The 26,591-nt window shown below is 72.0% G+C and carries 25 protein-coding genes; 11 read left to right on the forward strand and 14 right to left on the reverse strand.

Annotation, left to right across the window (positions count from 1 at the left end; all coding sequences use genetic code 11):
• The first annotated feature begins 43 nt into the window (after positions 1–43).
• Positions 44–715 carry a TetR/AcrR family transcriptional regulator gene (locus KOI35_RS14660; protein WP_215787616.1) on the forward strand — a complete coding sequence of 224 codons (672 nt, stop codon included), beginning with the start codon at positions 44–46 and terminating at the stop codon, positions 713–715.
• Positions 716–785: 70 nt separating this feature from the next.
• Here the strand turns inward: KOI35_RS14660 and KOI35_RS14665 are convergent, their stop codons facing one another.
• Positions 786–1,184 (reverse strand): VOC family protein, encoded by a 399-nt coding sequence (locus tag KOI35_RS14665; protein WP_215787618.1) that lies wholly within the window; start codon positions 1,182–1,184, stop codon positions 786–788.
• A gap of 62 nt (positions 1,185–1,246) precedes the next feature.
• Here KOI35_RS14665 and KOI35_RS14670 point away from each other — a divergent pair, with 62 nt between their 5' ends.
• The 5 genes from KOI35_RS14670 to KOI35_RS14690 all read left to right on the forward strand — a co-directional run bounded on the left by KOI35_RS14670 (position 1,247) and on the right by KOI35_RS14690 (position 5,399).
• Positions 1,247–2,176 carry a helix-turn-helix transcriptional regulator gene (locus KOI35_RS14670; protein WP_215787620.1) on the forward strand — a complete coding sequence of 310 codons (930 nt, stop codon included), beginning with the start codon at positions 1,247–1,249 and terminating at the stop codon, positions 2,174–2,176.
• 92 nt (positions 2,177–2,268) lie between these two features.
• The gene (locus KOI35_RS14675; RefSeq protein ID WP_246613060.1) at positions 2,269–2,895 is read left to right on the forward strand and encodes a hypothetical protein; all 627 of its coding nucleotides are present in this window, start codon (positions 2,269–2,271) and stop codon (positions 2,893–2,895) included.
• Positions 2,892–4,406 carry a glycosyltransferase family 2 protein gene (locus KOI35_RS14680; RefSeq protein ID WP_215787622.1) on the forward strand — a complete coding sequence of 505 codons (1,515 nt, stop codon included), beginning with the start codon at positions 2,892–2,894 and terminating at the stop codon, positions 4,404–4,406. Before KOI35_RS14675 ends, KOI35_RS14680 begins: the two co-directional genes overlap by 4 nt.
• A gap of 351 nt (positions 4,407–4,757) precedes the next feature.
• A complete protein-coding gene (locus tag KOI35_RS14685; protein ID WP_215787624.1) occupies positions 4,758–4,997 on the forward strand; it encodes a hypothetical protein in 240 nt (79 codons plus the stop codon).
• Positions 4,998–5,006: 9 nt separating this feature from the next.
• The gene (locus KOI35_RS14690) at positions 5,007–5,399 is read left to right on the forward strand and encodes a hypothetical protein (RefSeq protein WP_215787625.1); all 393 of its coding nucleotides are present in this window, start codon (positions 5,007–5,009) and stop codon (positions 5,397–5,399) included.
• Here KOI35_RS14690 and KOI35_RS14695 read toward each other — a convergent pair.
• From KOI35_RS14695 to KOI35_RS14710, 4 genes are read right to left on the reverse strand one after another with little or no spacing between them, the layout of a single operon-like run.
• Positions 5,355–5,567, reverse strand: a complete 213-nt coding sequence (locus KOI35_RS14695) for a DUF2283 domain-containing protein (RefSeq protein WP_215787627.1) — start codon at positions 5,565–5,567, stop codon at positions 5,355–5,357. The two genes, KOI35_RS14690 and KOI35_RS14695, sit on opposite strands and share 45 nt — an antisense overlap.
• On the reverse strand, positions 5,567–5,965 hold the full coding sequence (locus KOI35_RS14700; RefSeq protein ID WP_215787629.1) for an ester cyclase: 399 nt from the start codon (positions 5,963–5,965) through the stop codon (positions 5,567–5,569). Before KOI35_RS14700 ends, KOI35_RS14695 begins: the two co-directional genes overlap by 1 nt.
• Positions 5,966–5,993: 28 nt before the next feature.
• Positions 5,994–6,659 carry a DUF6891 domain-containing protein gene (locus tag KOI35_RS14705; RefSeq protein WP_215787631.1) on the reverse strand — a complete coding sequence of 222 codons (666 nt, stop codon included), beginning with the start codon at positions 6,657–6,659 and terminating at the stop codon, positions 5,994–5,996.
• Positions 6,656–7,381, reverse strand: coding sequence for a TetR/AcrR family transcriptional regulator (locus KOI35_RS14710; protein ID WP_215787633.1), 726 nt, complete (start codon positions 7,379–7,381; stop codon positions 6,656–6,658). Before KOI35_RS14710 ends, KOI35_RS14705 begins: the two co-directional genes overlap by 4 nt.
• A gap of 74 nt (positions 7,382–7,455) precedes the next feature.
• Between KOI35_RS14710 and KOI35_RS14715 the strand changes: the two genes are divergently transcribed.
• Complete coding sequence (locus KOI35_RS14715; RefSeq protein ID WP_215787635.1) at positions 7,456–8,358, forward strand: NADP-dependent oxidoreductase; 903 nt, start codon at positions 7,456–7,458, stop codon at positions 8,356–8,358.
• Here KOI35_RS14715 and KOI35_RS14720 read toward each other — a convergent pair.
• The 4 genes from KOI35_RS14720 to KOI35_RS14735 all read right to left on the reverse strand — a co-directional run bounded on the left by KOI35_RS14720 (position 8,355) and on the right by KOI35_RS14735 (position 13,362).
• Positions 8,355–8,972 carry an ATP-binding cassette domain-containing protein gene (locus KOI35_RS14720; RefSeq protein ID WP_215787637.1) on the reverse strand — a complete coding sequence of 206 codons (618 nt, stop codon included), beginning with the start codon at positions 8,970–8,972 and terminating at the stop codon, positions 8,355–8,357. The genes KOI35_RS14715 and KOI35_RS14720 overlap by 4 nt on opposite strands.
• Entirely contained in the window at positions 8,965–11,637 is a 2,673-nt protein-coding gene (locus KOI35_RS14725; RefSeq protein ID WP_215787639.1) for a hypothetical protein, read from the reverse strand. Before KOI35_RS14725 ends, KOI35_RS14720 begins: the two co-directional genes overlap by 8 nt.
• A 45-nt stretch (positions 11,638–11,682) precedes the next feature.
• Complete coding sequence (locus tag KOI35_RS14730) at positions 11,683–12,582, reverse strand: LLM class flavin-dependent oxidoreductase (RefSeq protein WP_215787641.1); 900 nt, start codon at positions 12,580–12,582, stop codon at positions 11,683–11,685.
• A gap of 219 nt (positions 12,583–12,801) precedes the next feature.
• Positions 12,802–13,362 carry a hypothetical protein gene (locus KOI35_RS14735; protein WP_215787642.1) on the reverse strand — a complete coding sequence of 187 codons (561 nt, stop codon included), beginning with the start codon at positions 13,360–13,362 and terminating at the stop codon, positions 12,802–12,804.
• A 522-nt stretch (positions 13,363–13,884) separates the two neighbouring features.
• Between KOI35_RS14735 and KOI35_RS47355 the strand changes: the two genes are divergently transcribed.
• Positions 13,885–16,023 carry a bifunctional copper resistance protein CopD/cytochrome c oxidase assembly protein gene (locus tag KOI35_RS47355; RefSeq protein WP_308120988.1) on the forward strand — a complete coding sequence of 713 codons (2,139 nt, stop codon included), beginning with the start codon at positions 13,885–13,887 and terminating at the stop codon, positions 16,021–16,023.
• Positions 16,024–16,057: 34 nt separating this feature from the next.
• Positions 16,058–16,432 (forward strand): hypothetical protein, encoded by a 375-nt coding sequence (locus KOI35_RS14750; RefSeq protein ID WP_215787644.1) that lies wholly within the window; start codon positions 16,058–16,060, stop codon positions 16,430–16,432.
• Positions 16,433–16,438: 6 nt separating this feature from the next.
• On the opposite strand, the gene KOI35_RS14755 is transcribed toward KOI35_RS14750, so the two are convergent.
• Positions 16,439–16,837 carry a RidA family protein gene (locus tag KOI35_RS14755; RefSeq protein ID WP_215787646.1) on the reverse strand — a complete coding sequence of 133 codons (399 nt, stop codon included), beginning with the start codon at positions 16,835–16,837 and terminating at the stop codon, positions 16,439–16,441.
• Between the two features lie 88 nt (positions 16,838–16,925).
• Between KOI35_RS14755 and KOI35_RS14760 the strand changes: the two genes are divergently transcribed.
• Complete coding sequence (locus tag KOI35_RS14760) at positions 16,926–17,897, forward strand: helix-turn-helix transcriptional regulator (RefSeq protein WP_215787648.1); 972 nt, start codon at positions 16,926–16,928, stop codon at positions 17,895–17,897.
• A gap of 7 nt (positions 17,898–17,904) precedes the next feature.
• On the opposite strand, the gene KOI35_RS14765 is transcribed toward KOI35_RS14760, so the two are convergent.
• Positions 17,905–19,287 carry a PepSY-associated TM helix domain-containing protein gene (locus KOI35_RS14765; RefSeq protein ID WP_215787650.1) on the reverse strand — a complete coding sequence of 461 codons (1,383 nt, stop codon included), beginning with the start codon at positions 19,285–19,287 and terminating at the stop codon, positions 17,905–17,907.
• Between the two features lie 109 nt (positions 19,288–19,396).
• Between KOI35_RS14765 and KOI35_RS14770 the strand changes: the two genes are divergently transcribed.
• Positions 19,397–20,197 carry an alpha/beta hydrolase gene (locus tag KOI35_RS14770; protein ID WP_215787652.1) on the forward strand — a complete coding sequence of 267 codons (801 nt, stop codon included), beginning with the start codon at positions 19,397–19,399 and terminating at the stop codon, positions 20,195–20,197.
• On the opposite strand, the gene KOI35_RS14775 is transcribed toward KOI35_RS14770, so the two are convergent.
• From KOI35_RS14775 to KOI35_RS14785, 3 genes are all read right to left on the reverse strand, one after another.
• Positions 20,179–21,762: a diguanylate cyclase domain-containing protein gene (locus KOI35_RS14775; RefSeq protein WP_215787662.1), complete on the reverse strand. Its 1,584-nt coding sequence runs from the start codon at positions 21,760–21,762 to the stop codon at positions 20,179–20,181. The genes KOI35_RS14770 and KOI35_RS14775 overlap by 19 nt on opposite strands.
• Positions 21,763–22,046: 284 nt before the next feature.
• On the reverse strand, positions 22,047–24,227 hold the full coding sequence (locus KOI35_RS14780; RefSeq protein WP_215787664.1) for a glycoside hydrolase family 3 N-terminal domain-containing protein: 2,181 nt from the start codon (positions 24,225–24,227) through the stop codon (positions 22,047–22,049).
• Between the two features lie 1,463 nt (positions 24,228–25,690).
• Positions 25,691–26,563, reverse strand: coding sequence for an NmrA family NAD(P)-binding protein (locus tag KOI35_RS14785; RefSeq protein ID WP_215787666.1), 873 nt, complete (start codon positions 26,561–26,563; stop codon positions 25,691–25,693).
• Positions 26,564–26,591 lie beyond the last annotated feature (28 nt).

Consider the following 26,591-nt stretch of genomic DNA (forward strand, 5'->3'; position numbering starts at 1 on the left):
CTGCTAAGGTAGCACCAGTCAATAACGCGTCGGAGGTGGCGAGGTGGCACGACCGGCACACGACCGGGCCGAGGCGATCGTGGCCGCGGCCCGGGCCGAGTTCCTCTCGGCCGGAGTCGAACAGGCCACGGTGGACGCCGTCGCCGCCCGGGCCGGGGTGGGCAAGGGCACGGTCTTCCTCTACTGGCCGTCCAAGGCCCGGCTGCGCGAGGCGGTGCTGCTGCTCGAGGTCGCCGGCACGTTCGCCACGCTCGCCGCCGAGCTGCGGGACGACCCGGCCCGGCTGCGTCTGGGGGTGATCGCCCGGCGCGAGATCGCCGCGATCATGGACAACCCGGAGATGGGCCCGTTCCTGGTGCAGCAGTTCGCCGGCATGACCGACCCGTCCGACGTGCCGACCCGTACCCTGCGCCGGATCATCGTCGCGCTGCGCCGCCACGGCCTGGTCCGCCGCACCGGCGACGACGAGGTCGTCATGGGCATGGAGACGGTGATGGCCGGCGCGCTGATCCGGGGCTTCGACCGCGGCGGCCGGGAGCCCCTGCTCGAGGCGGTCGACCACCTGGTGTCGTCCGCCTACGACATCCCGGGGGACGGCGCCGCGGCCCTGCCCGAGGTGCTCGCGGCCCTCGACGACGCGATCGATGAGCTGGTGGCGGCCGCCGCCCCCGACCGCCCCACCACCGCCCGGCTCAGGCCGGCAGTCCGGCCCTGATCAGCTCGGCGTAGGCGTCGTCGCCGAGCGCGCCCATCCCGGCCCGGCCTCCCGCAAGCCGCGGCCGTGATCAACGGGCCTTGAGCACGTCGTCGTAGTGCTGGTTGCGCATCACGCCGAGCACGTTACCGAACGGGTCGAGCACCGACGCGGTCACGAAACCGGGACCGCGTTCGGTCGGCTTGTCGTGCTCGGTGGCCCCGAGCGCGATCAGCCGCTGGTAGGCGGCCTCGACGTCGTCGACGGCCCAGTAGACGATCGCGCCGGACGGCGTGCCGGTGTGCGGGTGCGGGGCGTACCGGCTGTTCAGCAGGCCGAACTCGTGCTGGTAGTCGCCCACCCGCCATTCCAGGTAGGCGCCCTCCCGGACGAAGTACGGCTCGAGCTCGAACACCCGGGTGTACCAGGCGCGGGCGGCGTCGAGGTCGTCCGCGAAGAAGGAGACGGTGGTCAGTCCGCGAAGAGTCATGCGCACAGCATCGCGCCTTAAGTGCTCACCTCTTGAGCACTTTTCCGGGCAGACTGAAAATCATGCGAGCTGACCGTCTTGTTGCCGCTCTTCTGCTGATGCAGGCGCGGGGCCGGGTGACCGCGGCCGAACTGGCCACCGAGCTGGAAGTGTCGGTGGCGACGGCCCGGCGTGACCTGGAGGCGTTGTCGGCGGCCGGGATCCCGGTCTATCCGCAGCCCGGCCGGCACGGCGGCTGGCAGCTGGTGGGCGGCGCCCGCACCGACCTCAGCGGACTGTCGGCGGGCGAGGCCCAGGCCCTGTTCCTGCTGGCCGGACCGGCCGCGGAGTCGTCCGACGAGGTCAAGGCGGCGCTGCGCAAGCTGGTGCGGGCGCTCCCCGAGACGTATCGGAGCCAGGCCCAGGCGGCGGCGGGAGCGACGCTGGTCGACCCGGCCGGATGGGGTGCGGTGCACAAGGAGCGGCCCGACGAGGTGCGGCGGCTGCAGGCGGCGGTGGTCCGGCAGCAGCGGGTCCGGTTCGACTATCGCGGAGCGCCGCGCGTGGCCGACCCGTACGGCGTCATCGACAAGGACGGCGTCTGGTATCTGATCGCCGGCACCGACCGCGGGCAGCGCACGTTCCGGCTCGACCGGCTGGCCGGGCTCGACGTCACCGGTGACGGGTTCGAGCGGCCCGCCGATTTCGACCTCGACGCGGCCTGGGCCGAGGTGGTCGGCGAGATGGAGGACCGGCGGTCGCGTACGTGGGCCACCGTACGGATCCCGGCCCGGTTCGCCTGGGTGCTGCGCGACCACTTCGGCCGGCACTTCCACCCGGTGCTCGACGAGGGCGAGTTCGTCCGGGTCCGGGTCGGCGCTCCGGAGCCCCGCGACATCGCCCGGACGCTGTCCGGCTGGGGTTCGGCCGTGGAAGTCCTCGAGCCGGGGTCCGTACGTGCCGAATTGGCCCGCATCGGGTCCGAACTGGCGGACCTGTATCGCGGCGAGTGACGACGGTCACACCAGGATCTCTCAACGCGAGGGTCGGATCGCCGATCTGCAACTACCCCAGACCCGAACCGAAACCCCGCGGGACGAGCCGAATGAATCGAACCCTCCGCCTGGGCATGGCAGCCGTCGTGCTCTGTGGCAGCCTGTCCGGCTGCTCGAGCTTCTCCGAGCTCACCAGCAGCAGCAAACCCCTGCTCCCCGGCACCAGCACGCCCAGCGCGTCGCCGTCCGCGTCCCCCAGCGCGACGACGACCGTCGAGGCGGTCAAGCTGCCGGCCCGGGCGAGCGGCCCGCTCGACACCGGAACCGTCACCCACACGATCAAGCAGGGCACCTTCACCGTCCAGCTGACCTACTGGACCTCGGACAACGCCAAGCTCTACACGGCCGAGTCGCAGAAGACGATCAACATCTCCGCCCACATCGAGGACACCGACAGCACGCACCGGGTCCGGCTGACCACCTTCCAGGTCACCCAGGACGACGGCACCGCCCGGGCCGACGTCGCCACCGACACGGGCAAGTTCGACGTCACCCCGCCCTACCCCTACAACACCGTGGTGACGTTGCCGGCAGCGACGACGGGAGCGAAGACGCTCGCGCTGACCGTCCGGCTGGATCTGCTCGTCGAGACCGCCCCGAAGTCCAACAGCTACTACCGTTCCACGGCCCTCGACACCCTGACTCTGCCGCTGCTCACGAATGGTGCCACCCAGTGACCGAGAACGTTCCCGGATTCCGTCGCGCGTCCGACCGCCAGATCCTGCTGCCCCGCAGCGCGCGGGCCGCCCAGCTGGCCCTGCCGCCGGCCACCCCGCAGCTGACCGACCTGGAGACCATCGAGACGGTGTCCGGCGAGATCGCCCAGCGGTCGGCCAACGCGCCGCGCCACGCGACGATCAGCTGCATCATCCCCTGCTACAACGAGCAGGACACGATCGCCGACGTGCTCAAGAGCCTGCTGGCGCAGACCCGCCTGCCGGACGTCATCCACGTCATCATCAACAACACCGACGACGACACCCCGGAGATCGCCCGTACGTTCGAGGGCATCCACACCCGCATGGTCAAGGGTGAAGAGTTCACGACCCAGATCCACGTGCACGACATGGGCGTGAACCCCGACAAGAAGGTCGGCGCCCTCAACTACGGCTACTTCCTGTCCCGCGGCTACGACTTCATCCTGGGCGTCGACGGCGACACCACTCTGGCCCGCGACGCCGTCGAGCGCCTCGAACTGGAGATGACCGACGACCCGCGCATCGGCGGCCTCAGCGCCATCTACAGCATCGACAAGAGCCGCTTCCGCGGCCTGATGGCCCGCTTCCTGATCGCCGGCCAGCGCGCCCAGTTCGCCGCGTTCAACATGGACAACCTGCTGCGCGGCCGCAACATGGCCGTGCTCGGCGGCCAGTGCAGCCTGTTCAACGTCAAGGCGCTCGAGATGGTCATGGTGCGCCACCACCAGCAGGCACCCTGGGTGCGCGACTCCGAGGTCGAGGACAGCAAGCTCTCGCTGCAGATCAAGGACGCCGGCTACAGCACCAAGATCAGCGCCTCGGCCCGCGCCTTCGTCGGCCCGATGACCAACCTGCGGGCCCTGCACGGCCAGCAGGTCAAGTGGAACTTCGGCGCCATCGACCTGTTCTGGCCGGGCCAGCGCGGCGACAACAAGGGCCAGCCGCTGCACCCCAACCTGCGGCTGCGCTGGTACGAGAACATCTCGATGGGCTTCAACATCGCCTCCCGCCTCGGCTTCATGCTGCTGCTCGTCGCGGCGCTGTCCATCAACGCGTTCAAGTTCAACCCGATCTGGCTGATCCCGCCGGCCGTCGCCGTGCTGCTCAACCTGCGCCTGGCCCTGTCCATGAAGGACAAGAGCGCGTCCGACATCATGTACGCCGCGCTGGCCCTGCCGGCCGAGCTGTACATGTGGATCCGCATGGGCCACTTCGTCAGCGCCTGGGCCCAGTTCTTCGCCAAGACCGACCAGGACAACTGGGCCGCTCAGGCCAACGCCGAGAAGGGCAAGGGTTCCGCCTACGTCATGCCGCTGGTCGTGCTGGTGGCCATCATGGGCGGCGCCGTCTTCGCCTGGACCCAGCAGAGCGTCGCGGTGCAGTCGGCGATCCTCTCCCTGGGCTGGCCGATCCTCTACATCGCGACGATCGCCCAGACCGTCTTCATGGCGCGCAAGCTGGTCCGCCGTCACCGCGGTTTCGCCGTCTGACAATCCGCACCATCAGCCCGGCCGATCGACTCAGATCGGCCGGGCTTTTCCCGTACGCCGGCACAACCGACCCAACCGCACCATCCAGGTCCCCGCGGCTTCGCCGGCCTGAGTGCGACATCCGGCCGTAGCGCACGACCGGCGTGGACCCCCGGCCGCCTCGGTGGACTGCACCCGCGGCGGGCCCCCGCTGGACGAGAGCTTGCCGGGCCTGGTGTCGTTCGAGCTGATCGACCCCGACGGCAACCATCTGCGGTTCGCCGGCTCGTAGCGGCTATGCCTTGCGGTATAGGCAGGTCTCCGCCCGTCGCCAGATCCGCGCGGGCACCCCCGGCGGCCACACTTTCCCGCATGGAGAACACCGGCAAGACACGCACCTGGATCCGCCGCCTCGTGATCGGCCTGGCCTGCACGCCGCTGGCCGCGATCGGCGTAGTGCACGCGATGGGCCGCTCCGGCGACTTCGGCGTACTGGGAAAGTGGTGGGTGATGGTCCCGCTGGCCGTGGCCGGCATCCTCGCCTGGGAACTCATCGAGAAGGCCGTAGCCTGGGCCACCCGCGAGCCCGGCCGAGCCGAGCACGGCGCCTAGGGTTGGGTAATGCGGCAGCGGATCGAGGTGACCGGCGACGGCATCATCGTGACGTCGGTGACCGAGCCCCTGATCTCGGTTTTCGGCCAGGTCGTGCGGCCCGGAGCAACCGATGTCGTCGAGCTGCCGTGGGTGGAGATATCGCAAATCTCGGTTTCGGCGATCGAACTCCCACCCGACGGGCTCCGCTGGGTCAGCCTGACGGTGGACACCACGTGGGGTGAGTACTTCGAGCTGGCCGAGGACGCCGTGGGCTACGCCGCCACGGTGTCGGAGCTCTGCCGCCGATCCGGCCTGCGGCTGCCGGACAGCAGTGCGTCAACGCCGGCGCACCAGGTGATCTGGACGCCTGACCGCTCACAGCTGCTCGGCCTCAGCGAGGACGGTCGGGTGCAGCAGTGACCGGGCGCCGATCACCTCGACGCCGAGCAGGCGGCCCTCCGGATCGAAGTCGAGCACGATGTCACCACGGCCGGGACGCTCGACGACCACCTGCTCGAGGGCGGGCGCGTCGCGCTCCGCGACGGTGAAGTAGGCAGCGTCCGCCTCGGCGTCGTAGGTCGAGTGCATCAGGCGGCGGTCTGCGCTTGGAGGATGCGCTGCAGCTCGTCGGAGAGCACCCAGATGGCGCTTATCCGGCCGTCGTCGTCGAGGGTCAGCACGTCGATGCCCAGGCCGCTCACCACGCGGCCGGTCGGGGGCAGGTCGCCCAGCGGCGTCGACCAGACGCCGGTGTGCCGGGCCCGGTGCCGGAACGCCACGGTCAGCTTGCCCGGGGCGCGCACCCGGTCGACGATCTCGAACTCGTGGTCGGTGAACGCGCTGTGCAGGGCCGACGCCCGGGCGACCAGGTCGGTCACGGTCATCGGGGTGCCGTTGATGACGACCGGGTCGGCGTACACAAGCCGGAAGTCGGCCTCGATCGGCGGACCCAGCCACAGCGCGAACAGCTGTTCCTCGAACTCCATCCGTGCAGCGTCTCCCCGGCGGGCCGGCTCAGGCAAGCGGCGCGTACCAGCGGGCGCCGGTCACCTGGACCCGGGTCTCCTGTTTCCGGTTCCAGTTGACCTCCATGCCGTGCCGGCGCAGGACGGGGAAGACCACGTCGTCGAGCAGGCGTTCGACCCCGGCCCGGTAGTGCGCCTGCTGCTCGTCCTCGGTGAGGGCCGCGTACGCGTCGCGGTCGAAGTCGGCGGGCGGGTAGGCGCCGTAGCCCAGATAGACCGACCCGGCGGCGCTCTCGGCCAGCGCCTCGGCGTCCTGCTGGTGGTACCAGAGGTAGCCGTGCCAGTGCCGGGAGTCGTCGCGCTCGTCGTGGATCTCGGTCGCGGCGCAGGTGCCGCAGCAGGTGAAGTTCTCGCGGGCGAGCACGCCGGCCGCGTTGAGCTCGTCGAAGGCGCGGGTGAGGTTGCTGGTCACCGCTCCCCAGGCCTGCTGCTGGGTGCGCCGGGCGGCGACGGCGGCGTCGAACGCGGCGACCAGTTCCGCGTTGTCGACAGCGAAGACGCCGTCGAAGCAGTCGACGAAGTCGTCGGTGTCGGTCGCGCCGCGCACGATCCACGACCAGATCTGGTCCTCGATCTCGGTGCGGGCGGGTTCGGCGACCCGCTCGGGCACGAACCGGACGCCGGCCGGACGGTTGTTGTAGACCCAGTCATTCACGCCGGCGATGATGCCACGCCGCCCGAGCCGTGCGCGATCACGCGGTCGAGCCACTCGGCCAGCATCTGGCGTTCGACCGGTGTCAGCGCCTCGAGGCCGGGCGCCGCGGCCCGCACGGCGACGGCCGGCGTGACCGGGCCGGTGGCCGGCGGGGGCGCCACGTCCAGGATCTGGGCGAGGACGGCGTCGTACATGCCGGCCGCGAGACCGGGATCACGCTCCTCCGGCGGCGCGGCCAGGAGCACCTGGATGGTGCCGATCGCGGCGCTCTCGAGAAGCCCGGCGGCGCGCTGCTCGCTGACCCGGAGGCGGCCGGTGGCGGCGATCCGGTGGATCCGCTCCTGCAGGTGTTCGCGCCCGGTGCGCGCCGCGGGTGAGCGCCGGACCCGGCCGGGGTCGCTCAACAGGCGGAACAGGGCGGGGTTGGCCAGGCCGAAGGCGATCTGGTGCTGCCACGCCGTCCGCAGATCGGCTACCGGGTCGTCGCCGGCGGCGGCCGCGGCTTTGCCGGCCACGAGATCGGCCATCACGTGCTCGGCTACGGCCTCCAGCAGGCCGTCCTTGTCGCCGAACAGGCGGTAGATCATCGGAGCCTGCACGCCGGCCAGCTCGGCTATCCCGCGCGTGGTGACCGCGGCCGGCCCCTCCTCACGCAGCCGGCGGGCCGCGATCTCGATGATGCGGGACCGGGTGTCGGCGCGGCGGGCGGCGGTGGCGGACATGCGGACCACGATAACCGACGGGTGCTAACGTCGGAAGCAGGAAAGTGATTCCGTTGATAGCTGAGGGGCGCACGATGAAGGCAGTTCGTTACGACCGTTTCGAGGGCATCGACGGTCTGTTCGTCGACGAGGTGGCCGAGCCCGTGCCGGGGCCGCACGAGGTGGTCGTCCGGGTCGAGGCGGGCGCGCTCAACCCGGGGGCGTTGCCGGCGCTCAGCGGCAGCGAGTACATCCCGGGGCGCGACCTGGCCGGCGTCGTCGTGGCGGTGGGCGACAGCGCGACCGGGTTCGCCGTGGGCGACGAGGTGCTCGGCTGGCTGCAGAGCTGGGATGCCCACGCGGAACTGGTCGCAATCCCGGCGGCCCAGCTGGTGCGGAAACCGGAGGGCCTGTCGTGGGACGTGGCGGGGTCGCTCTACACGACTCCGATGGCGGGGCTGGGTGCGGTTCGGGCGGTCGATCCCCGTACAGGGGAAACGCTGGTGGTCTCCGGCGCGTCGGGCGGGGTCGGATTCACGGCGGCCCAGCTCGCGATCCGGGCCGGGGCAACCGTGATCGGACTGACCAGCGCGGCCCACTTCGACCTGCTGACGCGGCACGGCATCCGGCCGGTGCGCTACGGCGAGGGGGAGGACGAGCGGATCCTCAACGTGGCCGGCAGCAAGGGTGTGCAGGCGTTCATCGACGCGGTCGGCGGCGGCTACATCGACCTCGCGCTCGAACTGGGCGTGCCGCGCGACCGGATCGACACGGTGGTCGACTATCGCGGCGCCAAGGAGAAGGGCGTGAAGGCGCTCGGCACGATCGACGCCGGCGGCCTGCCCGCACTGGCCGAACTGGCCGGGCTGGCCGCCGAGGGCGAGTTGCACATCCCGATCGCGGCCACGTTCCCGCTCAGTGCGGTGCAGGACGCCTACCGCGCGCTGGCCAACCGCAAGTCCCACGGCCGCATCGTCCTGCGTCCGCAAGAAAACTAGGACAGGCGGCCCGAGTGCAGGGGCAGCAGGACGTCGGCCAGGTCGATGATGCGCTGGTCGTGGGTGGCGACCAGCACCAGCGTCCCCTCGGCGACCGCGGCCGTGAGCGCTTCGAGCACCAGCGCCACGTGCTCGTCGTCCTGGTGGGCGGTCGGCTCGTCGAGCAGGGCCACCGCGGGCGTCAGCACGAGGGTCCGGGCGATCGCCGTGCGCTGCTGCTCGCCCAGCGAGGTGTCGTGGGCGGGCCGGGTGGAAAGCGCGTCGAGGCCGAGCCGGATCAGCGACGCCGGGGGAGGCGTGCGGCCGCGCAGCCGGGCCGGCAGGTGCGCGTTCTCGCCGACGGTCAGTTCGGGGGCGAGGGCGGGCCGCTGGGGGAGCAGGGCGACCTGAGCCCAGTCGTGCACCGAGGTCGCGGGCGCGCCGTCGATCGTCACCGACCCGGACGACGGGGCCATCACACCGCCGATCAGGTGCAGCAGCGTCGACTTGCCCGACCCGGACCGGCCGGCCAGCACGGCGAGCCGGGCCCGGGGCAGGGCGAACGAGATCTCGCTGAGCACGGTGGTCGAGCCGCGCACGTGGGTCACGGACTCCAGGCGTACGAGGTCAGTCACGGTAGGCAGTCTCCTCGGCCGAGCGGCTGGTGGTGAAGAGGGCGGCCGCCACCACGGCGATCACGGTGACCGCGACGGTGATCAGGACGGCGGGCCCGACGAGTCCGAAGTGGAGCGCGGGCAGGCGGGTGGGTTCCTCGTCGAGCAGGCGCGGGCCGAGCGGCAGCAGTGCGGCCACCCCGGCGACCGCCCCGGCCAGGGCGACGGCGGCGAGCGCGAGGAGTTCCAGGATCCGGGCGCGCAGGGCTCGCGACCGCCCCAGGCCGACCCGGATCAGCATCAGGTCGCTCGCCCGGCGGATCGCGGCGGTGCGCTGGGCGTGCACGCACAGGGCGAGCACGGCCAGCAGCGCGAGATAGGCGGCCACGGCGACCTGGTAGCCGCGGGCCCGGGCGGCCGCCACGTAGATGTCGCGCTGGCGCAGCGTGGCGGCGGTGTTGACGCGTTCGGGCTCGACCCCGAGCGGCGACGTGATGGCGTCGGTGCCCTGCGAGCTCCACAGCAGCGTGCGGACGAAGGCGCCGCTGTAGGCGTTGGAGTCGCGCGGTCTCAGGCGCGGGTCGGCCGAGCCGAGCAGCGGGAAGAAAGAGCTTTCCGAGACCACGTACGTCGGTTTCGCGTCCAGCCCCGGGAACGCGGCGACGTGCGCGGCGATCTCGACCGAGCCCTTCCAGGCGCCGACGTCGAGGGACACCACGCTCTGGCCCGCGGCGGCCGGGTCGGCGACGGCCAGCGCGGTCAGGCCGGGGCCGGTCAGCCGGGGCAGGGCGGCGCGGGCGGCGGCCAGGTCGGGGCCGCGTCCCCACAGCGCGATCTCGCGGAACCGCACCGGATCGACCACGAGCAGGTCGCGCTGCGAGCCGTCGAGCGGCGACCAGGCGTCGTAGCGCCAGACCACCGACGCATAACCGGGCAGCGGTGGGGTGCGTACGCCGGGAACGGGCTTGTCGGTCGGCTCTTCCGGCACCTCGACCGCCGACGGATCGAGCTGGGCGGAGCCGCCGTCGAGCACGGCCACCGTTTCCGCGCCCGCCTGCACCGCGATCCGGTCGTCGACGCTGACGCCGGTCGCGGCCAGCGCGCACAGCGAGAAGAGCAGCATGCCCAGCCCCGCGGTCATGACGGCCACGGCCAACCGCCGTTCGCCCGAGTTGTCGGCCAGGCGCCGCCGGGTCAGCCAGCCCGCACCGCGCAGCGGCCGGTCGCGCGAAGAGCGGCGCCATCCGGTGATCCGCCCGAGCAGCAGCCCGGCCAGCACCCCGGCCGCGGCCAGCGCCAGCAAAGGCACAAGCAGATCGGTTTCCCGTACGCCGTCCGCCCCCGACCCGGCCAGCCCGGCCCCCGCGGCGAGCGCCACCACCAGCACGGGTGCGGCCCACGGCAACGGACGGCGCGGCGCGGCCGGGGTCGCCGGCCGGACGCTGCGAGCCGCGGCCAGCGTGGCCACGACACCGGTGACAAGCAGCCCGGCCCCGGCCGCGGCGAACGCGGCACCGAGCGTCGACGTGGCGGTGACCGCACCCGGCGGACCGGCCTGCGTGACCAGCAGCCAGGCCAGAGCCCAGCCCCCGACCGCCCCGAGCACGGCCGGCAGCAGATGCTCGGCCAGCCACAGTCCGCCGACGGCGAGGGGGACGATTCCCGAGCCGGCCGCGTGCCGCACCTCGACCGCCCGGCGGCGCACCGACAACAGGGCCATGACCAACACGGTGACGAGCGCGACGGCGATGGCCGCCCACTCGATCGGGCGGGTCCGCTGCCGTACGGTCTCGGACGCCGACGCCGCCTGATCCGCGATCTTGCCGATGCCGCTGGCCAGCCGCCCGGTCACCACGTCGGTGCCGCCGTCGAAGCTCTGCTCGCCCACCCGCCGCCGCAGGTTGTCGACCTCGCGGGCGGTCTCGCGGGCCTGAGCCAGGGTCGCGCCCGGCACGAGCGTCGACTCGGCCGTCCACAGGATCTGGTCGTGCACCGCCTCGGCCAGCCGTTCGGTGGCCGGCACGTCCGCGATGATCAGGTTGGCCTTGACCGTGGTTGTGGTCGTGTCGAACGGCAGGTCGCGATCGCGCAGCGCCCACGCCTTCCCGCCCGGCGGGTCGGCCGGGCGGCGGCCACCCGGCACGACCGCGTAGAGGCCGGTGACCGGCGCGGTGGCCTTCTTGTCCTCGACGGCGACGGTGACCGTCTCACCCGGCCGGAAGCCGAGCGTCTCGGGCAGCCAGACCCCGCCCGCCGGGCCGCTGCCGTCCGTCACGACCAGCTCGTGGGCCGGGTCGGTGACCGCGTAGAGCCGGGCCGAGGCCGTCCGGGTGCCGGTCGAGACGGTCGAGGCCCACGGCTTCGACCAGGAGAGTTCCTTGCCCGCCGAGCCGCCGTCGAACCGCGGCTCGGTCAGGTGCGGGATCGTGCGTAGCTCGGTCAGCAGCCGCTGCTGGCTCGCGCTGTCGGGGGAGCGGGAGCCGGTCAGCCGTACGACGTCGGCGTCGTCCTGCCGGGCCGACGGGGACACCGCCGCCCGTCCGGCTTGGAACGCCGCGTTGCGCCCGGCCTCGGCGAACAGCCCCGGGGCGGCGCTCGCCGTCGCCATCACGACGAAGGCCAGCACCACCAGCACCGACCACGCCCCGGCGCGGAACAGCGCCCCGAACGCGGCCCTGAGCAGCATGACGGACATCCTGCCGCACTCCGTGGGAGCGTGGGTGCCCGTGCGTCAGGCGGCCGCGCGCACCGCCGGCGCGATCTCGTTCGCCCAGCGGCCCAGCGACATCAGGTCGGGCGTCCCGCCGCCGGGGGAGAAGAGGACGAAGCCGGACGCGCCATGCTCCCGTACGGCCCCGGTCAGCTCCTCGACCCACTGGCCGGGCGAGCCGCCGATCCAGCGGTTGTCCCCGTCGCGGGTGCTTGCGAGCGGCCGCTCGGTGATGCGTCCGGGCAGGTTGTAGACCGTACGGACGTCGCGCGGATCCCGGCCTGCGGCCACCGCCGCCGCATCGATGATCGGCCGGGACTGCCGGTACCGCTCGCTGACCCAGTCGGCGGCGTGCCCCGGGATCCAGCCGTCGGCCACCCGGCCGGTGGCGGCCAGCGATCGAGGGCCGTTCGAGCCGGTCCACACGGGCGGCGCGGCGACCGGGGCCGGTTCGATCTGCTCCACCCGGTAGTGCCGGCCGTCGTGAGTGACCGGCGGGCCGCCGCCCGAGAGTTCCCGGACCAGGACGATCGCCTCCTCGAAGGCGTCCACAGCCGCGCCCGGAGTCAGCGGCGGCACCCCCATGGCGGCGATGCGGTCCCACAGTCCACCGGCGCCCATCCCGAGCACGACGCGTCCGCCGGACAGCGCCGACAGCGAGGTCACGGTCCGGGCCAGCATCGGCGCGGGCCGCAGCGGCAGATTGGTGACGTTGGCCAGTGCGGCCAGCCGCCGGGTCCGCCCGAGGACAAAACCGATTCCCGCGTACGCGTCCAGCCGCGCGCCGAAATACGGATGGTCGGACAACGAGAACAGGTCGAGCCCGTCCCGGTCGGCCTGCCCGGTCATGCGCAACAGTTCCGGGGCGTCGTCGATGGCGCTGTGCGCACCGAACCCGAACACGACGTCAGCGAGGGGCATGGTCCAGCCTTTCCGAGAGCGACATCGTCGACTGTCGCGCATCGCCCCGCTCCCAGGGAGGCCGGACCGAGACTGGTAGTGACAGGGAGCCTCTGACGGGGGCCTCGACCGTGATGGGAGTGTGTTCGCCGGGTGCGAGTGCCGCGGCGGATCTGCCGGGCCCGGCTGACCAGGAACAGGTAGCCGGCCGCGAACACGCGGCCGAGGTCAGGGCGGGACTCAGACCGACAGCGCGGGGACGGTCAGCTGAGTGGCGAACCGCAGCACCTCGCCGGAGGCCAGGCGTGCGTCAACGGTGATCGGCGTGTGTTCGCCGGGTGTGAGCGCGGCCGAGGCCAGCGCGAGGTTGTCGCTGAGCCGCTGCACCGGGACGGGTCCGGCTGCGGTCGCCACCGCCCAGGTGCGGATCGGGCCGGTCGCGAGCGCGGCGCACAGGTGGATGAGCGTGGCGCCGCCACCAGGCTCGGCGCGAAGGCGCAGTGTGTGGCCGGCGGTTGTGGCCACGTCGGAAGTCCGGGCCGGGCACGGGCCCTGTGGCGAGGTCCAAGCGCCGGGGTGGGTGCCGAGCAAGGCGGCCAACGCGACCACGAGGGCGACGGCCAGCGCGGCGACGACCGGGCCGCCCCGGCCAGGTGGGCCGGGGCGGGAACGCGGCCGGGATCGGACCACCAGCCGGCCGCCCGCGTGCCGCACGGTCAGCGGCGACCGCCGGGACGAGGCCGCCCGCCGGGGCATGCGGCAGCGTTGCCCACCGATGACCTGCTCGTCCGGGTCTCCCACCCTCGTATCGTCGCTCGGCGAGGCGGATTAGTTCCCGTCGTCGTCCACCGGCGCGGATCAGTTCCGTTCGGCGGGGCGGCAGCTGCGGCGAGCGGACCAGTTTCCCGTTCGGTGAGCGACAGGCCCCCGTTCGGCGGGTGGCCGACTCCCGCTCGGCACGTGGCCAAGACCGCGTTCGGCGGACGGACAAGTTTCTGTTCGGCGGGCGTCAGGCTCGCGTTCGGCGGGTGGCCGACTCCCGCTCGGCAGGTGGCCAAGACCGCGTTCGGCGGACGGACAAGTTTCTGTTCGGCGGGCGACAGGCCCCCGTTCGGCGGGTGGCCGACTCCCGCTCGGCACGTGGCCAAGACCGCGTTCGGCGGACGGACAAGTTTCTGTTCGGCGGGCGTCAGGCTCGCGTTCGTCGAGCGGCCAGGCTCCCGTTCGGCGGGGCGGAGAAAGTTTGCGGAACTCCGGGGGCGCCCGGAACGACTACCGCACGTGCAAGGTGGTGCGAAGACTCCGGTTGTGGTGGGTTCGGCCGTGGGAGCGGCGGCTGTGGTGCTGGTGGCGGCGCTCGTGTTCGGCGGCGGCGTGGACGGCGAGGTGTTGCCCGGCATACCCACGCCCGGGCCGGTGACCGAGTGGGCGCTGCCCGCGTTCACGCTGCTGGCCGAGATCCTGGGTGTGCTCACGATCGGGCTGGCGGTCACGGCGGCGTTCCTGCTGCCGGGTGACGGGCGCAGCGTGGCCGCGTACGGCTGGGTCCTCCTGCGCCGCACCACCTGGCTCGCGCTCGCGTGGGCGCTGAGCTCGACCGGCGTGGTGCTGTTCACCGTGTCCGACATCCTCGGTCTGCCGGTCGGACGGCTCAGCCCGCACGCCGTGGTCAGCTTCGCGTTCTCGGTCTCGCAGGGTCAGGCGCTGCTCCTGCAGATCGGGCTCGCGCTGGTCGTGGCGATCCTCACCCGGGCCGGGCTCTCCCGGGGCACGGCGGCGGTCACGGCCGGGCTGGCCATGGTCGCGCTGCTGCCGCCCGCGTTCACCGGGCACGCTTCCGGCGCCGGCAACCATCAGATCGCGGTGAGCAGCCTCGCGCTGCACGTGCTGGCCGCCGCGCTGTGGGTGGGTGGTCTGGCCGGCCTTCTTCTCGTACGCCGGCACCGCCGCTTCGCCGACACGGCCACCCGCTACAGCCGTCTCGCGCTCGCATGCTTCGTCGTCACGGCGGTCAGCGGCACGGTCAACGCGGGAATTCGGCTCGGATCGTGGGGCGCGATCATTTCCCCGTACGGGGAAATGGTGCTCCTCAAGGTTCTGGCCCTCCTCGCCGTCGGCGCGATCGGGGCCGTGCACCGCACCCGCACGCTGCGCGCCCTGAACCAAAGCGCCCTGAGCCAAAGCGCCTCGGACCGGAACGCCTCGGACCGGAACGCCTCGGACCGGAACGTGTCGGACCGGAACGTGTCGGACCGGAACGTGTCGGACCGGAACGTGTCGGACCGGAACGCCCTGGACCGGAACGCGTCGGGTCGGAACGCCCTGGACCGGAACGCCCTGGACCGGAACACCCCGGACCGGAGTGCCTCGGACCGGAACGCCTCGGGACGCCTCGCCTTTGTCCGCCTCGCTGCGGGGGAACTCGTCGTGCTGGCCGGCGCGGTCGGGCTGGCGGTCGCGTTGTCGCGCAGCCCGACGCCGGTGCCCGAGAACGCCACCGAACCCGATCCGCTGGTCGAGCTGCTCGGCTTCGCCATGCCCGGACCCATGTCCACCCGTGACATGCTCGGAAACCCGCTGCCCGACATGTTTCTGCTGACCTTCGTGGCGGTCGGGATCGCGGCCTACGTCACCGGTGTCATCCGCCTGCGCCGCGCCGGTCACCACTGGCCGATGGCCCGGACCGCCTCGTGGGTGGGCGGCCTGCTGCTGTTCGGCGCGATCACCGGGCTCGGCGTCGCCCGCTACGCGTACGTGCTGTTCAGCGTCCACATGGTGCAGCACATGGTGTTGTCCATGGCGGTGCCGATCCTGCTCGTCGGCGGCGCCCCGATCACGCTCGCGCTGCGCGCCCTGCGCCGCCCGGCCGACCCACAGGTGCGCGGCGCGCGCGAATGGCTGCTGGTCGTCCTGCACAGCCGGGCCGCCCGGTTCCTGACCCATCCGCTGATCGCGCTGGTGATCTACGTGACCAGCCTGTACGGGCTGTACATGGGCGGGCTGCTGGGCACGCTGATGCGCTACCACCTCGGGCACCTGGCCATGCTGGTGCACTTCGTGCTGGCCGGCTACCTGCTGTTCTGGGTGCTCATCGGGGTCGACCCGGGCCGCCGGCGGGTGCATCCGGCGGTGCTCACCGTCGTGCACTTCCTGGCCATGGTGGCGCACGCGTTCTTCGGGTTCGTGCTGCTGCAGTCGACCACGGTCATCGCCGCCGGCTGGTACACCGCCGTGCACCCGCCGTGGGCCGCCTCGCTGCTCGACGACCAGCATCTCGGGGCGTCGCTGGCCTGGGCCTTCGGCGAGCTGCCGGCGGTGGTCGTGATGCTGCTGCTCGTGCGGCAGTGGATCCGCTCCGACGAGCGCGAGCAGGCCCGGCTGGACCGGGCCGCCGACCGCGCCGACGCCACCGGCGAGGAGGATGAGCTGGCCCGGTACAACGCGTTCCTGTCCTCTCTTTAGAGATTTTTTGGCGGGGGCCGTCAATCTCGTCCTCATGAAGATTCGAGTTGCTCTCGTCGCCCTGCTGGCCACTGTCTCGCTGACCGGATGCGCGAGCCTCTTCGACGACATCCCGGACGCCAACGACGACGTCCCGACCACCGCGCCGGTCGCGCAGTGCGGCGACGACGCGCAGAAGGCGGTCGCCAAGGAGATGACCTCGGACGCGGTCGAGGTGGTCAAGGTGATCGGGAGCTGCACCCAGGTGCAGATCTCGACGTCGCTGGGCCCGGACGACAAGGACGCCGCCCGCGAGATCTGCGAGACGGCGGCCAAGGTCGCCTACGTGGGTGACATCAAGGTGGTCAGCGTCGAGGACGCGGACGGGCACGAGCTCTCGACCGGGTTCAACGGCACCCCCTGCATCTGACGGCGGTCAGGCGACGGCTGTCCCCTCCAGCTCGACCATGAGGGTCGGGAGGGCCAGCCGGGTCACGCCGAGCATCGTGGTGGCGGGTGCGGCCCCGGCGGCACCCAGCCGGGACGCCAGGATGCCGTAGTGCTCGAACAGCCGGTCGACGTCGGTGGTGTAGACGTTGAGGCGCACCAGATCGGTCAGTTTCATGCCGGCCGCGCCGAGCACGGCCTCCAGGTTGTCGAGGCTCAGCGCCAGCTGGGCCGCGAGGTCGCCGGGGTGCCGCGGCTCGCCGTCGGGACTCATCGCGGTCTGGCCGGCGCAGAAGAGCGTCCGGGCCGGGCCGGAGACCAGCTCACCTTGGTGATATCCCAGCCCGGCCGACCAGGTCCACGGGTTGACCGCCGTACGTTCGAGCATTGTTTCTCCGCTCCTCGAAGGTGTTCGCGTACAGCCTCGCCCGCAATACACGACAACCTGTGTCACGTATTGCTGGCATGATTCCGGCATGCGGGCGGACCGGCTGGTGGCGCTGGTGCTGCTGCTCCGGCGGCACGGCCGGCTCTCGGCGACCGTGCTGGCCCGCGAACTCGAGGTCTCGACCCGCACGGTGCTGCGCGACATCGAGGCGCTGTCCGCGGCCGGCGTGCCGGTCTACGCCGAGCGCGGGCGGCGCGGCGGGTTCGCGCTGATGCCCGGCTTCCGCACCGAGCTGACCGGCCTCACCCCCGACGAGGGCCTCGCGCTGCTGGTGGCCGGGTCGCAGCGCGGCACGCAGACGTTCGGGCTGGGCTCGGCGCTCGCCTCGGCGCTGCTCAAGGTGGTCGACGCGCTGCCCGACAGCCATCCGGGGGCCGCCCCCGACGCGGTCGAGCGGCTGCTGGTCGATCCGCGGGCCGACCTGCTGGCGCGGCCCACTGCCGCCGAGGAGGACGTGCCGGACGCCGTCATGGCCGCGGTGCGCCGGGCGGTGCTGGACGGGCGCAAGCTGCGCCTGCATTACGCGTCGGCGGGCCAGGATCCGCGGTGGCGCACGGTCGACCCGATCGGCCTCGTGAGCGTGCACGGGCAGGGCTACCTGCTGGCCACGACGTCCGGCGCCGACCGGACCTTCCGGCTGTCGCGCATCGTCGAGGCCGAGGAACTCGCCGAATCCGCGGACCGCCCCGGCCGCGTGGACCTGGCCCGGGCCTGGCGGGAGCGCAGCACGCGATTCCGCGAGGGTGGCGATCAGGTGGTGGTGCTCGTCCGGATCGATCCGGCGCGCCGGGCCGAGCTGACCGGCACCGCCCTGGCCGTCCGGGCCGAGGAGGCCGGCCCGGACGGCTGGTTGCGGCTCGAAGTGACGTTCCAGGACGGGCGGCACGCCGAGTGGGCACTGTGGCAGCTCGGCGTCGCCGCGGAAGCCGTGTCACCGCCGTGGTTGCGTACGGCCCTGCACGAGCGGGCCGCCGGCATCGCCCGGCAGTACGAACGCTGAGGTCCGGTCAGCTTCCGGCCGGGGGCGGCGAGACGGGAATCGTGGACCGGCGCGCGCGCAGCGTCCCCACCACGAAGTCGACCAGCAGGAAACCGGCCAGCGGAAGGCCGAACAGCGGCACCACCCAGGCGAGCCCGAACACCACCGGCACCCCCACGACGATGCCCCACGCCGGTAGCCGGAGCCAGGCGCCCCGGGCCGGCGGCGTACCGGCCACGGCGTGCCGGGGCCGCCGCTGCCACCACATCCGGTAGCCCCACACGATGACGCACAGCAGTCCCAGCGCCAGCAACGCGAGCAAGATCTGGTTGGCCAGGCCGAACAGCATGCCCATGTGGGCGCTCACCCCGAGACTGCTCAGCTTGGCCAGCAGCGGGTAGTCGGCGAAGTCGCTGCGGTCGACCACGGTCCCCGACATCGCGTCGACGGCGATCCGATCCTTCCGTACGGGAAAAGTGCTGTCGTCCTGAGCCACGGTCCACGCCGTCGTGGCATCGGCCGGCACGCTCACCTCGAGCGGACCGTCGAGCCCGTTCGCGCGGGCCACGCCGACCACGTTGTCCACAGTGGCCGGGTCGAACACCGCGGCGCCACCGGACATGCCGTGGTGGCCACCGGCCGCCACCTCGGTGGACAGCGACGGCGTCCCGGCTTTCAGGGCGTCCAGCGCCTCGCCGAAGTTGCCGCCCGCGTACCGCGACCAGGTCAGCCCGGTCGCCGACAGGAACAGCAGCCCGACACTCAGCCACAGCCCGGTCGAGGCGTGGAAACTGCGCGTTCGCCGCACACCCTTGCGCGCTTTGAGGTCGGGCCGGACGAACCGCTGCCGCCACCACAGCGCCAGGCCGCCGAGCGTGATGACCGCCAGCCAGCTGGCCGCGAACTCCGAGTAGTGCCGGCCGACGTCGCCGAGCTGGAGATTGCGGTGGAAGTCGTCCAGCCAGGTCCGTACGGGCGTGTAGGAGAACCACGTGGTGAGCTGGCCCTTCACCTCGGCCGTGTACGGGTCGACGTAGACCGTGTGCTGCCGGTCGCCGGTCAGGCCGGGCACGTCGAAGTCGACCTGCGTGGTGCCGTCGCCCTCGCCGGGCCGGATCGCCGCGACCGTGCCGTCCGGGTGCGCGTTCCGCGCAGCGGTGATCTGCTCGGACAACGGCCGAACCTGTCCGCCGGTGTCCGCCACGGTCAGTTCGTTCGCGTACACGATCTGGTCGATCTGCGGGGTGAAGACGTACGCCAGGCCGGTCAGCGCGGCCACGAACAGGAACGGCGCCACGAAGATGCCCGCATAGAAGTGCAGGCGTAACAGCAGGGGACCGAAGCCGCGTTTGCCGGCCGGTCTCGTGCGGGCCGCCGGGCGTTCGGTGGACGGGGGAGCGGTCGTCGACATGGGGCCACCTCGGGTCTGGGGATGAGTGACTCGCAGCGTTGGTCGCCGCCCGTGTCGCGAAAGTTCCCGGGGAGCGCGACCATCAGGAGTGAAATCGAGGGAGGCGACCATGACACTGACCCGGGAGTGGACGTACGACGGTTTGGCCGCGAAGGTCTGGGAGGGCGAGGAGGAACCGGCGCGCATCGTGCTCATCGCACACGGATACGGCGAACACATCGGCCGGTACGAGCATCTGGCCGCGCGTCTGGTCGCGGACGGTGCCGCGGTCTACGCGGTCGACCACGTCGGCCACGGGCGCAGCAAGGGTGAGCGAGTGCTCATCACCGACTTCGAGGACGTCGTCGGCGACCTGCACGGCCTGGACGACATTGCGCGCCACGAACATCCCGGGCTACCGGTCGTCCTGCTCGGTCACTCGATGGGCGGGCTGATCGCCGCGCGGTACGCGCAACGGTACGGCGACTCGCTGGCCGCCCTCGTCCTGTCCAGCCCGGTCGTCGGCCGCTGGGACGCGGTGACGCAACTGCTCGCGCTCGACGAGATCCCGGACGTGCCGCTCGACATCACCACCCTGTCCCGCGACACGCGGGTCGGTGAGAAGTACGCCGCCGACCCGATCGTCTGGCACGGCCCGTTCAAACGGCCGACGCTGGCCGCCCTCGACCGCGGCATCGACGCCGTCGCCCAGGGCCCGTCGCTGGGTTCGCTGCCGCTGATGTGGATCCACGGCGAGGCCGACCCGCTCGTGCCGATCGAGGGCTCCCGGTCCGGGGTCGAGCACCTGCGCGGGCCGGACTACCTCGAGCTGACCTGGCCGGAGGCCCGCCACGAGCTGTTCAACGAGCTCAACGCCGACGCGGTCATGAACGAGGTGGTCGCCTTCATCGGTCAGAAGGCCGCGACGTAGCGGTCCTTGCCGGCGTTCTTCGCGGCGTACATCGCACTGTCCGCCTCGCGCATCAGGTCGTCCGCGGTGGCGCCGCTGCCGCTCAGCGCGATCCCGATGCTGGCCGACACCCGCGCGGGCCCGCCGGCGATGTCGATCGGTGCGCGCACCTCGGCGATGACGCGTTCAGCGGCCGTACGGACGTCGTCCGGCACCGACACCCCTTCCAGGATCACGGCGAACTCGTCCCCGCCGAACCGCGCGACCGTGTCCGAGGCGCGCAGTCCGGTGCGCAGCCGGTCGGCGATCGTCCGCAGCACGATGTCGCCCGCGTGGTGACCGAGGCGGTCGTTGACCGCCTTGAAACCGTCCAGATCGACGAACAGCACGGCCAGCCGGTGCCCGGACCGGATGTGCCCGGCCAGCGCCTGGGTGAGCCGGTCGTGGAACAGCCGCCGGTTGGCCAGCCCGGTCAGCGCGTCCCGGAAGGCCAGATCCTGCAGTTCCCGCTCACGCTCGCGCAGGGTGGCCTCGACCTGCTCGCGCCGGGAGATGTCGTCGCGCAACTGGGCCGTGGCCTCGTCGACCCGTTGCAAGGCCCGGTTGCGGCTGCCGGTGAGCATGCCGGTCATCAGGCCGAGCAGCAGGGTGAGCGCGATCCCGGCGGCCATCGTGAACCGGCTCAGCCCGCGGTCGGTGGCCCGCAGCAGCTGAGTCGTGGGCCACAAGCTGACGTCCCAGTGCCGCTGCCCTACGGTGACGACCCGCTGCCGGGTGAGCGAATCATCGGGCACCCGCCGGCCCGGGCCGACCGTGGCCAGGGCGGACGCGCCGTCGGCGACGCGGACCTGGACGGCGCCCTGGCCGCGGTCGAGAAGCGTCTGCCCGAGGAAGTCCTGGCCGCGGACGGGCATCACGATCCAGCCCTGGAACACGTCGGGCGCGTCCGAGCCGAGCCCGGAATAGACCGGTCCGGCGAACGTCACCGAGGTCTGCCGCTGGGCCGCCTCGAGGTTGTCGTCGCGGATCAGCTGGAAGGCCGGGCTGATCGCCAGACGGCCGCTCTGCCGCGCGATGCGGACAGCTTCGCTCGCCGCCGGCCGTTGCGCGAGGTCGGCGCCGGCGATGTCGACCCCGTCGAACGGATGCTCGAAGATGACGAACTCGTGCATGTCCTGGCCCGGCGCGGGCTTCAGCGTCAGCCCCCGATCGCCCTGCCCGCGCCAGTGCCGCTGCAGGGCCGGGACCTGCGCGGTGGTGGCCGGCACGATGAAGTCGATGCTGGCCGCGCCCGGCAGCCGGACCGCGTCGAGGGTGGCGGTGATCCGGGTGAAGTCGTCGCCCCGCAGATCGGACTGGGCGCCGACGGCCGCGGCCAGGTCGGTCACCGTCTCGCCGTACCGGCCGGCCCGGTCGGTGACCGCGGCCGACAGGTCGTCGGCGTACCGGTCCATGACCTGGCCGGCGTAGCGGTCCTCACCGTGCTCGACCACGTCGTACGCCCCGGCCGTCACCGCGGCGCCCATGCCGAGCACGGCGACGACCAGGAGCGTGCCGGTCCACCGCCGGCCCCGTCGTCCCCGCACATCCTCCTGATCGGCACGGGCACCCGATCCGTTACCGCCACTTGCTCTCGCGCGTTGCGGCTGTCCGCGGTTGCTCGGTGTTGCGTGTTCCGACCGTCCGCTGTTGGGCGTTGCGGCTGTCCGCGGTTGCTCGGTGTTGCGCGTTCCGGGCATTCGCTGTTGGGCGTTGCGGTTGCGCGCTGTTGCGCGTTCCGGCCGTCCGCTGTTGCGCGCTGTTGGGCGTTCTGGCCGTCCGCTGTTGCGCGTTGCGGCTGTCCGCTATTACTCGTTCCGGGCCCGGCGCGCTAGCCGGTGACCTCGAACGTCGCGGTCAGGTCGGCCGTCGAGCTGCCGCCGACCCAGACGTCGAACACCGACTCGTCGAGCACCCAGTCGCGCTCGGCCGCGTTCCAGTAGCGCCGCTGGTCGGGCCCGACCCGGAACTCCACCCGCCGCGACTCCCCGCCCGGCAGCACGACACGCTCAAAACCCTTCAGCTCCCGTACGGGCCGGGAGGCGCTCCCGGAGCGCTGGTGCAGATACAACTGCACGACCTCGGCCGCCTCACGGTCGGAATCGTTGCGCACTTGGACAGAAACGGTCACTGTGCCGTCGCGTACGGGGGAAGGATTGTCGATTGTGATGTCGGAAAAGCTGAACGACGCGTAACTCAACCCGTGGCCGAACGGGAAGAGCGGGGTGCTCTCCTCGTCCCAGTAGCGACGCGCCTGGTTCTCCGGCTCGTGCGAGATGGTGTGCGAATAGACGATCGGGATCTGCCCGACCGTACGCGGCCAGCTGAACGGCAGCTTGCCGCCGGGGGAGACGGCCCCGAAGAGCAGGTCGGCCACGGCGTTGCCGCCCTGCGTGCCCGGATACCAGATGTCCAGGATCGCCGGCACGTGCTCGGCGGCCCAGCGCAGGTCGAGCGGGCGGCCGTTCATCACCAGCAGGACGGTCGGCGTGCCGGTGGCCACCACGGCCTGCACCAGTTCGAGCTGCCGGCCGGGCAGGTCGAGCGAGGACCGCGACGCCGCCTCACCGATCATGTTCTGCCACTCGCCGACCACCACGACGGCGACGTCGGCCGCGGTCGCCGTCTCGACCGCCCGCGCGAACTCGGCGTCCTCGTCGAAACCCTCCGGGTCGGACGGCGCGTTGCCGCCGAACATGTCGAACATCGACGGGAACGTCCGCTGCACGACCGGCACACCTTGCGCGAAGGTGACGTTCTGCTCGCCCACCGCGCGCCGGATACCGTCCAGAACGGTTACCGTCTCGCTCAGGTCGTAGTCGAACACCCACGGCCCGATGATGTCGCGCCGCGAGTCGGCCAGCGGCCCGAGCACGGCGATCGAGGCGTTCCGGTCGAGCGGGAGCAGGCCGCCGTCGTTGCGCAGCAGCACCGCCGACCGCTGGGCGGCCACGCGGGCCACGTCCCGGTGGGCCGGGTCGGTGAGCGTTTCCTGCGCGAGTCGCTCATCCACGTACGGGTTGTCGAACAGTCCGAGCTTCGCCTTGGCCTCGAGCACCTTGCGGACGCGCGCATCGAGCACCTCGTCGCTCACCGCCCCGGGCAGATGCGCGTACGCGGGATCGCCCATCGCCATCTCCATGTCGACGCCCGCCGTGACCGCCCGGGCGCCCGCCTCGGTCAGGTCGCGCGCATATCCGTGCGTGACCAGATTGCGCACGGCGTTCGCATCGCTCACCACGAACCCGTCGAAGCCCCACATGTCCCGCAGCACCTCGGTGAACAGCCACTTGCTGGCCGACGCGGGGATGCCGTTGAGATCCATGTACGCCGTCATGACGTTCCCGGCGCCGGCCTCGACCGCGGCCTGGAACGGCGGGAAGTAGACGTTCCACAGTTCGTAGTCGGAGATCGAGGCCTCGTCGTAGTCGCGCCCACCGACCGCCGCGCCGTAGCCAGCGAAGTGCTTCGGGCCCGCGATGACCGTGGGCTGGAACCCGCGCACCTGCGCGGCCGCGACCGCCGCGCCCAGGAACGGGTCTTCGCCCGCGCCCTCCACGATCCGGCCCCACCGGGCGTCCCGCGCGATGTCGACCATCGGCGCGAACGTCCAGTGGATGCCCACCGCACGCGCCTCTCGAGCGGCGACGGCCTGCCCGCGCTCGATCGTCTCGAGATCCCACGACGCGGCCATACCGATCGGCACCGGGAAGATCGTCCGCAGCCCGTGAATGACATCGAACCCGAACAGCGCCGGAATGCCGTGCGCGTTCCCCTCGATCGTCATCCGCTGCAGCCGGTTGATCTCCGCCGCATCCCGCACGAACAGCAGCGACCCCGCCTCACCACGCCCGAGAGCTTCCTCCACCCCGCGCGGCTGCGCTTCCAGGTCGAGTCCCAGCGCCGGGTCGGGCTCGGCCCCCGCCGGCAGTTTGAAGTAGAAGTACTGGGTGAGCTGGGCCGCCTTCTCCTCCGGCGACATGCGCGCGAGCAGTTCCTCGACGTGATCCATGGACTTCTTCTCCTGTTTCAGCGGGACGGTCGCTGTCTGTTTGCCGCTTCGGCGTGGTGGGTCCGCCGCGGGTTGAGCGTTTGTCGAGCGTCGGTAAGTGAGCGTCGGCGAGCGATTCGGCCGACTCGCGTTGAGCGTGGCGGCGTTTCTTGTCCGGACTCGCCTCACGTTTGAGCTCACGTTTGAGCTCACGTCTGAGTTCTCGTCTGAGCGTGACTGAAGTTCGTGCGGAACTGTGGCGTTGAGCGGAACTGCGCGTTCGGTAGTCGGTCCCGACATCCTTGCTTACACGTGTAAGCAAGGAGCCTACTCCGGCGACGCCCGACTGTCATGGCCCGGATTTCCGTGATGCTCACCGCTCACCGGCGAGACCCCGGGATCGCGGTCGCGGCGTGCTGCCCGTCTGCCCCTCGGCCGCGGCGTGACGCGATTTGGGTTCGCGGCCACGGTGGGTGCTGTCCCAGGTCTGGTCGCGGTGGTTCGGCCCCGGTCCCGGCTACGCGCGGCGCCATCTAGGCCTCGGTTGCGTTGCGGCGCGGTCTGGGTTCGCAGCTGCGGCGTGGTGCCCGTCCGCCTCTCGGCCGCGGCGTGACGTGGTTTGGGTTCGCGGCCACGGTGGGTGTTATCCCAGGTCTGGTCGCGGTGGTTCGGCCCCGGTCCCGGCTACGCGCGGCGCCGTCCAGGCCTCGGTTGCGTTGCGGCGCGGTCTGGGTTCGCGGCTGCGGCGTGGTGCTATCCAAGGTCGGGCCACGGCGATACAGCCCCGGCCATGGCTCGGCGGCACCCGGGCCTCAGTCATGGTGTGGCGCTACCTCGGTCGCCGCCGCGACGCGGTGCCATCCCGCCCTCGATCGTGGCGTGACACTTTCTTCCGTTCGCGGCATCGTCGCGGCGCTGTCCGGGCCCGGTCGCGGTGTGGCGTCATACAAGCCTGATCGCGGTGTGGCGCTCCTTCAGTTCGCGGCTGCGGCGTGGCGTTATCCCAGCTCCGGCCACGGCGGCGCTGCCCTGGAACTGGCCTCGTCGCGGCGCTGTCCGGGCTCGGTCACGGCGTGGCATTGCCGCGGTTCGCGGCTCGAAGTGGCGCCATCGCGGTCGCCGCAGCCCCGGTTATGGCGGGCTGTCCGAAACGCGGGCTGTCGGCGGCGTTGCCCGAGCGACGGTGGTAGCGGCGTCGCCGCAGCCCCGGTTATGGCGGGCTGTCCGAAACGCGGGCTGTCGGCGGCGTTGCCCCAGCGACGGTCGTAGCGGCCTCGCCCCGGCTCGGGCACGGCGGCCTTGTCCCGGGTCGCGGCCGTGACGTGGTGCTACGCGGCTCACGGCCGCGAGGCGCGCCAACTCGGCCCCGGCCGGATTTGCGCCCGCTGACTCAGGCCCGGCGTGGGGTTACTCCGGTTCGAGGTTGAGGCGCGCCGCCACCCGGTGGCCGCGGATGAAGCAGGACGCCCCGCCGGCGTGACCGGTCAGCTCAGGAGTGGGCGCAGCGCTGCGTGTGCCCAGGCCTCGAGCGTGGTCGGTGTCGTCGTCACGAAGGAGCGCTCCTGCTCGGGTGTGAAGTCGTCTCGGGTGCCGGCTGTCATTCCTACTACTCCGGCGGCGGCGGGCTCGGACATTCCGGCGGAACGCAGTGCCTGGCGCAGGTCGTCGTCGGTGATCTGGGTGGCCTGGATGTTGTGGCCGGTGGCGGTGGACAAGATGGTGGCTACCTCGGACCAGGACAGGTCGGCGGGGCCGTGCACGGCCTGGATGTCGTGGCCGGACCAGCCGGCCAGCAGGCGAGCGGCGGCCACCTCGGCGATGTCGCGCGGGTCGACCCAGGCCGAACGGCGGTCGAGGGGCATCGTGGTGGCCAGGGCACCCGCCCTGATCGCGTCGAGCATGCCGAACAGGTTGCTGAAGAAGTAGCCGCAGCGCAGCGTCAGCAGGTCGGCCCCGGTGGCGGCGAGCTGTTCCTCGTTGCGGGCCAGGCCGTCGATCAGGCCGGCGCCGTGGCGGCGCTCGGCTCCCACGCTGCTGATCTGCAGCACCCGGGTCACGCCGGCCGCCTCGACGGCGGCGGCCGCATTCGCACCCATGGCGATCATGTCGGCCAGCGGGTCGGGTGCGGTGAACGCCTCGGGACTGGCCCAGAACAGCGCCTCGGCACCCTTCACGGCGTCGGCCACGAACGAGGCGTCGAGCAGGTCGCCCTGCGCCACCTCGACGTGCGGGCGCACGGCGTCGGGCAGCCTGGCCGGGTCACGAACGAGCACGCGCGGGCGCACACCCGCCTGGACGAGCAGCTGGACGACTCGAGAGCCGACATTTCCGGTCGGTGTAGTCACGGCAATCGTCATAGCCACATGGAACACCGGGGGTATGACA

Source organism: Paractinoplanes bogorensis (genome assembly GCF_018829635.1).
In the GTDB taxonomy this organism is placed as follows: domain Bacteria; phylum Actinomycetota; class Actinomycetes; order Mycobacteriales; family Micromonosporaceae; genus Actinoplanes; species Actinoplanes bogorensis.

Excerpts from the sequence above, each read along its gene's own strand:
- KOI35_RS14665 (WP_215787618.1), bottom strand. The coding sequence starts at position 1,184 with ATGACTCTTCGCGGACTGACCACCGTCTCCTTCTTCGCGGACGACCTC.
- KOI35_RS14670 (WP_215787620.1), top strand. The coding sequence starts at position 1,247 with ATGCGAGCTGACCGTCTTGTTGCCGCTCTTCTGCTGATGCAGGCGCGG.
- KOI35_RS14675 (WP_246613060.1), top strand. The coding sequence starts at position 2,269 with ATGAATCGAACCCTCCGCCTGGGCATGGCAGCCGTCGTGCTCTGTGGC.
- KOI35_RS14685 (WP_215787624.1), top strand. The coding sequence starts at position 4,758 with ATGGAGAACACCGGCAAGACACGCACCTGGATCCGCCGCCTCGTGATC.
- KOI35_RS14690 (WP_215787625.1), top strand. The coding sequence starts at position 5,007 with ATGCGGCAGCGGATCGAGGTGACCGGCGACGGCATCATCGTGACGTCG.
- KOI35_RS14695 (WP_215787627.1), bottom strand. The coding sequence starts at position 5,567 with ATGCACTCGACCTACGACGCCGAGGCGGACGCTGCCTACTTCACCGTC.
- KOI35_RS14700 (WP_215787629.1), bottom strand. The coding sequence starts at position 5,965 with ATGGAGTTCGAGGAACAGCTGTTCGCGCTGTGGCTGGGTCCGCCGATC.
- KOI35_RS14710 (WP_215787633.1), bottom strand. The coding sequence starts at position 7,381 with ATGTCCGCCACCGCCGCCCGCCGCGCCGACACCCGGTCCCGCATCATC.
- KOI35_RS14715 (WP_215787635.1), top strand. The coding sequence starts at position 7,456 with ATGAAGGCAGTTCGTTACGACCGTTTCGAGGGCATCGACGGTCTGTTC.
- KOI35_RS14725 (WP_215787639.1), bottom strand. The coding sequence starts at position 11,637 with ATGCTGCTCAGGGCCGCGTTCGGGGCGCTGTTCCGCGCCGGGGCGTGG.
- KOI35_RS14730 (WP_215787641.1), bottom strand. The coding sequence starts at position 12,582 with ATGCCCCTCGCTGACGTCGTGTTCGGGTTCGGTGCGCACAGCGCCATC.
- KOI35_RS14750 (WP_215787644.1), top strand. The coding sequence starts at position 16,058 with ATGAAGATTCGAGTTGCTCTCGTCGCCCTGCTGGCCACTGTCTCGCTG.
- KOI35_RS14755 (WP_215787646.1), bottom strand. The coding sequence starts at position 16,837 with ATGCTCGAACGTACGGCGGTCAACCCGTGGACCTGGTCGGCCGGGCTG.
- KOI35_RS14760 (WP_215787648.1), top strand. The coding sequence starts at position 16,926 with ATGCGGGCGGACCGGCTGGTGGCGCTGGTGCTGCTGCTCCGGCGGCAC.
- KOI35_RS14765 (WP_215787650.1), bottom strand. The coding sequence starts at position 19,287 with ATGTCGACGACCGCTCCCCCGTCCACCGAACGCCCGGCGGCCCGCACG.
- KOI35_RS14770 (WP_215787652.1), top strand. The coding sequence starts at position 19,397 with ATGACACTGACCCGGGAGTGGACGTACGACGGTTTGGCCGCGAAGGTC.
- KOI35_RS14780 (WP_215787664.1), bottom strand. The coding sequence starts at position 24,227 with ATGGATCACGTCGAGGAACTGCTCGCGCGCATGTCGCCGGAGGAGAAG.
- KOI35_RS14785 (WP_215787666.1), bottom strand. The coding sequence starts at position 26,563 with ATGACGATTGCCGTGACTACACCGACCGGAAATGTCGGCTCTCGAGTC.